The sequence below is a fragment of the Chitinophagaceae bacterium genome (genome assembly GCA_030053935.1).
Lineage (GTDB): Bacteria > Bacteroidota > Bacteroidia > Cytophagales > JASGCU01 > JASGCU01.
In genome coordinates this window covers 2,838-10,229 of the sequence record JASGCU010000086.1, presented here as the reverse complement: position 1 = coordinate 10,229, position 7,392 = coordinate 2,838, and the positions used below count along the sequence as shown (strand labels likewise).

6 protein-coding genes are annotated in these 7,392 nt (G+C 34.2%); 3 read left to right on the top strand and 3 right to left on the bottom strand.

Features of this window, described 5'->3' with window-relative positions:
- Nucleotides 1-506 precede the first annotated feature (506 nt).
- The 3 genes from QM536_08235 (at nt 507) to ffh (ending at nt 3,833) form a co-directional block, all read left to right on the top strand.
- On the top strand, nt 507-1,457 hold the full coding sequence (locus QM536_08235) for an acetyl-CoA carboxylase carboxyltransferase subunit alpha (GenBank protein ID MDI9356992.1): 951 nt from the start codon (nt 507-509) through the stop codon (nt 1,455-1,457).
- A 96-nt stretch (nt 1,458-1,553) separates the two neighbouring features.
- A complete protein-coding gene (locus tag QM536_08230) occupies nt 1,554-2,528 on the top strand; it encodes a 2-oxoglutarate and iron-dependent oxygenase domain-containing protein (GenBank protein ID MDI9356991.1) in 975 nt (324 codons plus the stop codon).
- Nucleotides 2,529-2,534: 6 nt separating this feature from the next.
- Entirely contained in the window at nt 2,535-3,833 is a 1,299-nt protein-coding gene (gene ffh / locus QM536_08225; protein ID MDI9356990.1) for a signal recognition particle protein, read from the top strand.
- Between the two features lie 38 nt (nt 3,834-3,871).
- Here the strand turns inward: ffh and QM536_08220 are convergent, their stop codons facing one another.
- The 3 genes from QM536_08220 to QM536_08210 are packed head-to-tail and all read right to left on the bottom strand — an operon-like array spanning nt 3,872 to nt 7,144.
- Nucleotides 3,872-4,855: a glycosyltransferase family 2 protein gene (locus QM536_08220; GenBank protein MDI9356989.1), complete on the bottom strand. Its 984-nt coding sequence runs from the start codon at nt 4,853-4,855 to the stop codon at nt 3,872-3,874.
- Between the two features lie 3 nt (nt 4,856-4,858).
- Nucleotides 4,859-5,647 (bottom strand): hypothetical protein, encoded by a 789-nt coding sequence (locus tag QM536_08215; GenBank protein MDI9356988.1) that lies wholly within the window; start codon nt 5,645-5,647, stop codon nt 4,859-4,861.
- 6 nt (nt 5,648-5,653) lie between these two features.
- Nucleotides 5,654-7,144, bottom strand: coding sequence for a caspase family protein (locus QM536_08210; GenBank protein MDI9356987.1), 1,491 nt, complete (start codon nt 7,142-7,144; stop codon nt 5,654-5,656).
- Between the last annotated feature and the right edge of the window lie 248 nt (nt 7,145-7,392).

Below are 7,392 nucleotides of genomic sequence, written 5' to 3'. Positions count from 1 at the left end.
CTCCGATTAGGGAACCATAATCTCCGATTATAATCTTTGTATTTAGAGAAATAAGAAAATCATGGCAAATAAAGAGTGGAAGTTTACTCTCTGAAAGCATATTAGGTCCTTGCAGTTATAAAGAAAGAATCATCACAACGAGGAAAGTAGACTTTACAATTTACAAGGGAAAATCTTCCATAACATTTCATACCGAACATAAAAGAGAATGATTGCGTTTTGGAAAATGATTTGAGAGAAAAGTGTTTTTATGAGATGTTTATAAAAAAAAATAGAGAAATAAGAAAGAAAAAACAATGTTTTTTTATTGGTATAGGGAAATATATATGTAAAAAAGTAAATTTGTTTTTTTTATGGCATTTGCGAAGAATGTTTTTATCGCAAAAAATGGGATACAGCAAGAGTATCTTACAAGGTATTTATTGCGGATTATTGGATTATATAAAACAAGAAGTTATTTTCAGGGAGAACGTATTTTATTGTAAAACTAAACGCTATTACACGTTATGGATTTAGATTTTGAAAAACCGATTATAGAATTAAAGTCAAAAATTGCGGAGTTAAAAGTTGCTGCTTTGCATACGGGTAAAGACGTAAACAGTAGGATAACGATATTAGAGGAGCATTTAGAGAATATAACCAAAGAGATATTTTCGAAGCTTAGTCCTTGGCAGAGAGTTCAGTTGTCTCGGCATCCGCAAAGACCTTATACATTAGATTATATTTTTGAAATCACAGAGAATTTTATAGAATTGCATGGGGATAGGAATTTTGCTGATGATAAGGCAATGGTGGGGGGATTTGGAATTATTGGGAATGAATCGGTTATGCTTATAGGGCATCAAAAAGGGAGAGATATAAAACAAAGACAGATGAGGAATTTTGGAATGCCTAACCCTGAAGGGTACAGAAAGGCACTGCGTCTTATGCGTATTGCAGAGAAATTTAATAAGCCGATAGTCACTTTTATAGATACGCCGGGGGCTTTTCCTGGTATAGGAGCAGAAGAAAGAGGGCAGGCAGAAGCGATTGCCCATAATATAAAAAATATGTTTTCTCTTACCGTTCCGATTATCTGTATTGTTATAGGAGAGGGTGCTTCTGGTGGAGCATTAGGAATAGGAGTGGGAGATAAGATATTTATGATGGAGAACACGTGGTATTCTGTAATTTCTCCCGAATCTTGCTCTTCTATTCTCTGGCGAAGCTGGGATTTTAAAGAACAAGCCGCTACCGCTCTGAAGCTTACCTCTCAAGATATGCTCCAACATCAAATGATAGATGGCATTATTACAGAACCATTAGGGGGAGCACATACTCATCTGAAAGAAGCTGCGGCTTCTATTAAAAAAATAATTATAGAGAATATCACCCTTCTCAAACAAATACCAGCCCAAGAACTGAGAGCTAAGCGAATAGAAAAATTTTGCTCTATGGGGAAATATAGAGAAGAGTAAGCTACTGAGTAACAAAAGAAACTAAAAAAGGAAATCTCTTTTTTAGAGACAGTGTATAGTAATAAACAATTATTTCACAATAACAATATATATAAAATGGACAATCAAAAATTATATAATGAAATCCCGTCATTAGATTTAGCAGCATTTACTTCGGGAGGAGAAAGTAAACAGAAGTTTGTCAGAGATTTAGGAGAAGCATATAATAATATAGGATTTGTTTCTATTAAAAACCATGGATTGAACCCTGCTCTGCAAGAAAAATTGTATGGAACAATTAAGAGTTTTTTTGCTCTCCCCGATGATATAAAAAAACAATATGAAAATACAGAACTTGCGGGACAACGAGGGTATATTGGCAAAGGGAAAGAACATGCCAAAGGAAGATCTACCGGGGACCTAAAAGAATTTTATCATATAGGACAGACCGTTACAGATAATGATCCTATACAAAAAGAATACCCCGATAATATATTTCCTCAAGAAATCCCTGACTTTGAAAAAACAACTACTGAGGTATATCGAGTATTAGAAACAGCAGGCAAAGTAATGCTCCGAGCAATAGCACTCTATCTTCATCTGCCTGAAGATTATTTTGATGCAAAGATTCATAATGGAAATAGCATATTACGCCCAATACACTACTATCCTATTACAGATCCTGATTCTGTTCCCGCAGATGCTGTTCGTGCCGCAGAACATGGAGACATAAACCTCATAACCCTCTTAATGGGAGCGAGTGCTGATGGACTTCAAGTATTGAGAAGAGACGAGAAATGGATACCTATTACCGCTCTCCCCGAACAATTAGTAGTAAATGTAGGAGATATGCTTGCGAGGCATACAAATAATGTCCTTAAAAGCACTATTCATAGAGTGGTAAACCCTCCTCGAGAAAAAATGAATACATCTCGCTACTCTGTTCCTTTTTTTATGCACCCACGAAGTGAAATGGACCTTTCTTGCATAGAAAGTTGTATTACGCAAGAGAACCCAAGAAAGTTTGAACCTATCACAGCAGGGGCTTTTTTAGAAGAACGTCTCAAAGAAATTGGTCTCAAAAAAAAATAAGAAAATATGTTTGATAATTTAAGTAATAGATTAGAAAAAATTTTTAGTGGCTTCCGAAGAAACACAGTTATAACCGAAGCAAATATATCCGATACCGTCAAAGAAATTAGACGAGCATTAGTAGATGCAGATGTCCACTATAAAATAGCAAAAGAATTTACGGATACTGTAAAAGAAAAAGCAATAGGGAGAAAAATAGTAGCCGCAGTATCCCCAGGACAAATGCTCGTAAAAATCATCCAAGAAGAACTCACCATCCTTATGGGAAGTGAAAAACAAGACCTGCATCTCCATTCAGACACCAATATTATAATGGTAGTAGGTCTCCAAGGATCTGGAAAAACCACCTTTTGTGGAAAACTTGCCAATAGATTCAAATCACAAGGAAGACAGGTACTTCTCATAGCCGCAGATGTATATAGACCAGGAGCAATAGACCAACTTCAAACCCTAGGAGATACTATAAATGTAGAGGTATACGCAGAAAAAGGAAACAAAAATGTTTTAGAAATTGCAAAAAAAGGAATCGCTTTTGGAAAAGAAAAAGGAAAAAAAACAATCATAGTAGATACCGCAGGACGATTAGGAATAGATAATACTATGATGACCGAAATAGAAACCCTAAAACATGAAATCCATCCTCAAGAAACACTCTTTGTAGTAGATTCTATGACCGGGCAAGATGCGGTAAACACCGCAAAGGCATTCCATGACAGAATACAATTTGATGGGGTAGTCCTCACAAAATTAGATGCCGATACCAGAGGTGGAGCCGCTCTTTCTATCAAAACGGTAGTTAATAAACCCATAAAATTTATTTCTAATGGAGAAAAAATGGATGCCTTAGATATTTTTTATCCCGATAGAATGGCACAAAGAATATTAGGTATGGGGGATATAGTCAGCTTAGTAGAAAAAGCAGAACAAGTATATGATAAAGAACAAGAAATCCGTCTTAACAAAAGAATAAAAAATAATACATTTGGATTTGATGACCTCTTAGATCAAATAAAAAGTATGCGAAAAATGGGAGGAATGAAAAGTATGATAGGTATGATACCCGGCTTACCCAAAATATCAAAAGAAGATTTAGATAACGTGGAAGGATCCTTTATAAAAAAAACCGAAGCAATTATACTTTCTATGACCCCCCAAGAAAGAAGAAACCCCCAATTGATTGACAACATAAGCCGAAAAAAAAGAATAGCAAAGGGGAGTGGCACAGATATTACAGAAGTCAACAAAGCTATAAAACAACTGGAACAATTAAGTAAAATGATGAAACATGGTATGAAAATGAGATAAAAAATGATATTTCTATAAAAGAGAGTTTCAGAGTGAGATTATGATTGGATTTTCTCTTTTATGATATAATTATTTTTTTGATTTCCCATAGTAGTAATCATTTCGGCTAAGAACCCTGCTAAAAAGAGTTGGACTCCTATAATAATAGAAGTGAGACCAATATAAAAAGAAGTATTCTCTACTACATCTCTGCGTATAGTAATATGTGTGTAATTTGTTTGGATGAGAAAAGTGTAGTATACTTTTTCAAAGAGAAGCCAAAAGGTTATTCCGAATCCTACTAAGAAAAAAAATATTCCAAAAGAACCGAAGAAGTGCATTGGGCTTTTTCTAAATTTACTGACAAATGATATAGATAAAAGGTCTAGAAATCCATAGAGGAAACGTTCCATTCCAAATTTGGTTACACCGTATTTTCGGGCTTGGTGTTGTACTATTTTTTCTCCGATTTTAGTAAATCCGTTTTTTTTTGCTATTACAGGTATGTATCGATGCATCTCGCCATACACTTCTATACTTTTTATAACGTCTTGTTTGTATGCTTTTAGTCCGCAGTTAAAGTCGTGTAATTGTATTCCTGAAACCATTCGGGTAACAGCGTTAAATAATTTTGATGGTATGGTTTTATTAAGAGGATCGTGTCGCATTTTTTTCCAACCGGATACCATATCAAAGTTATTTTCTTGTATCATTTTATACAGGAAAGGGATTTCTTCGGGGCTATCCTGTAAATCTGCATCCATTGTTATGACTACGTCACCTGAGGCGATTTGAAACCCTGCGTGAAGTGCTGCTGATTTTCCTGAATTGCTTCTCAATCTGAGAGCAGTAATATGCGGGTTGTTATGAGAAAGGGTTTTAATGGTTTCCCATGAATTGTCCTTACTCCCGTCATCAACAAGTATAATATCATAGTCAAAGGATTGCTTATTCATCACTGCATCAATCCATGAAATGAGTTCGGGGAGAGATTCTTCCTCGTTAAATAGAGGAATAACTATGGATATATCTTTTTTTTGCATTTGTTAATTTGAGGGTGAAGGTGGGCTTGGTAGTTCTGTTGAAGTATTTTTAGTATAAAAGTAATACCATATAGCAGTAGATGTTCCTGCAATAAGTAAGGTAGTAATCAATGCACCGCCTCTTCTTTTGAGGATGAAAGATGGGCTTTGTATGCTTTGTGTTTTTCCGTAAGGGTTTTTGAATTGAACCTGTAGTTTATAAAAATTATTTTTGCCACGGGGTACTTTAGTGCCGTTTATTCTTGCGGGAATAGATATTTGTTGAGAAAAAGAATATGGTTTTATAATATTATAACTTCCTATATTTCCTACGTATTGTCCGTTTTCTGTATATAAGCTAACAGATATAGTTTCGTTTTCAGTTCCTCCTATTCCAAAGATTTTGATTTTTTTTTTAACTTTATTCTTTGAGAGAGAGAGAGATTGTAATGGATTATATACTAAGCGGGCTTCTATTTTGAAATCAATATCTTTTATTTTGAGAATCTTTACATCTATGTCGGAAGGTGTCCATATAATTTTTTTTTGTCCATTTACGGATATAATATCTCCTGCATCGCCTTTCAGTTCAGAGAGAGGGATTGCTTGTTTATATCCATTATAGGAACAAAAGAGTGCTACTCGAAATAGTTGACCCTCTATCTGTTTCACATAAGGTCGTATTATTTCTTCTAATTGGTAGGAAATGTTAATTTCATTTCCATTTCCTGCTTGACTTACAGATATTTCTTGAGAGAAACAAATGTCTGAGAAAAGAGGGTTGAGGAAGAATAGTAAAAAGTATTTTTTCATAGTTGTTTATTCATTTTTATAAGTGAAGAATATATTTTGTAACATGGTTTCTGATGCCTGTACTTGTGGTGTTTGCTCTATATTATGCAAAATTCGGGCGGTATAAGTCACATTATCGGGGTGGATAAGATAGTTTTGTAATTCTTTGTAGGTAACATTTCCATCTTTATTTTCATCGGTGGCTTTACTTTGTATGCCTTTGAGGAAGTAATAAGTAAAGGTTCCGTGTTGTTTTTTTTCATACCAGGTAGATGCTTGCTCTCCTGAGGAAGAGGCGAACCATATTTTATCTTCGGAGTTTTCTATTTTTAAAGGGATTGCTTTAAATCCTGATATACCTTCGGCAATCTGTGGCATATTTATTCCTGAAAAACATGCATCTAATACTATGGTTATAGATTTTGCGGGCATGCGGGAGATGTTACGCTCAAAGGTTTTCATAGAGTACCCTAATATCTCGGGGCTGAGAATATCAGCATCTACGGGTATAAAATAGTTTTCTTTTGTGTGAGTGCTGGGGGCACCATGACCTGCATAAAAGATAAATACTTTGCTTTCTCCTTTTTTTATACGTTTATAAAGTTGGCTTCCTTCAAAGGTCTTTTCATTTCCAAATAATTTAATAAAATCAGTAGAGATAGCATCTTCCTTGTATAAAATATTTTCTTCTGAAAAACCCATCACCTCTTTTACGTAATTTTTTATACTTTGGGCATCGTTAATGGCGTATTCTACCGCTTTTATATTATTTTCATAGTTTTTATTTCCGATAATGACTGCGATGGCATTTTCTGCACTTTCATAGTGTATGTGTAGATTGGTTATATCTTCTACGTTATCTTCTAATGTTATTTTTTTTGTTCGAGAGTAATCAGTAGATATGTCTTGATTCATTGCTTTTATTCGGTAGTAATATGTTCCACTTGGTGTGGGAAAATATACTGTATGTTGCTCTCCTGTTATGTTTGGGTAAGAGTTTTGTATATTTGTAAACTTATCATCAGTCGAAATATCTATTTGATAGGAAAGTGCTCCTTCTACCATATTCCACTGTATAGTAAAGTCATTGCTGCCAATGCCTTTGGGTTCGTTGAGGGTAGGTACCTTCATATCTTTTGTTTTTACGGATTGTATTGGGGAAGGGTCGCTTACATTGTTTTCTTTCAAAACAGATACTCTGTAATAATACTGTGTGGACGGCTTCAATCGAGATATTGTTTTATTATTATAAATTAATGAAAGGTTTTTATAATTTGGAATCATATACTCATCAAACTTATCTCTGTTTGTGGAAACGTCTAAAACATAGCCCGTTGCCCATTTTACTACTTCCCATTTGGCAGTAAATTCAGATTCCGTAACATCTACTGTTTCTAATTCCTTGAGAGATTCTATTCTCTTATCTTCGTATTTAAGGGTATTACTTTTTAGGATAAATATTTGTGCTTCGCTATAAAAGAACGAGCACATGCTTACTATTAAAAAAACTTTTTTCATGCTATTTTGTGTGTTTAATGGTTGATTAAAATTATGTAAAATTAAAAATAATATATTCTTTTAAAGAATTTTTTATATCTACTTATGATTATCTATTATTTTCAACACTTCTTTTTCTGTTATATTCAATGATGATGCTATAATGGAAGTAGAAATTCCATTTTTATGTAATCCAAGTACTGCTTGCTTTCTCCCTTCTTTCCTCCCTTTTTCTATTCCTTCTTTCCTCCCTTTTTCTATTCCTTCTT

Excerpts from the sequence above, each read along its gene's own strand:
- QM536_08210 (MDI9356987.1), bottom strand. The coding sequence starts at position 7,144 with ATGAAAAAAGTTTTTTTAATAGTAAGCATGTGCTCGTTCTTTTATAGC.
- QM536_08220 (MDI9356989.1), bottom strand. The coding sequence starts at position 4,855 with ATGCAAAAAAAAGATATATCCATAGTTATTCCTCTATTTAACGAGGAA.
- ffh (MDI9356990.1), top strand. The coding sequence starts at position 2,535 with ATGTTTGATAATTTAAGTAATAGATTAGAAAAAATTTTTAGTGGCTTC.
- QM536_08235 (MDI9356992.1), top strand. The coding sequence starts at position 507 with ATGGATTTAGATTTTGAAAAACCGATTATAGAATTAAAGTCAAAAATT.
- QM536_08230 (MDI9356991.1), top strand. The coding sequence starts at position 1,554 with ATGGACAATCAAAAATTATATAATGAAATCCCGTCATTAGATTTAGCA.
- QM536_08215 (MDI9356988.1), bottom strand. The coding sequence starts at position 5,647 with ATGAAAAAATACTTTTTACTATTCTTCCTCAACCCTCTTTTCTCAGAC.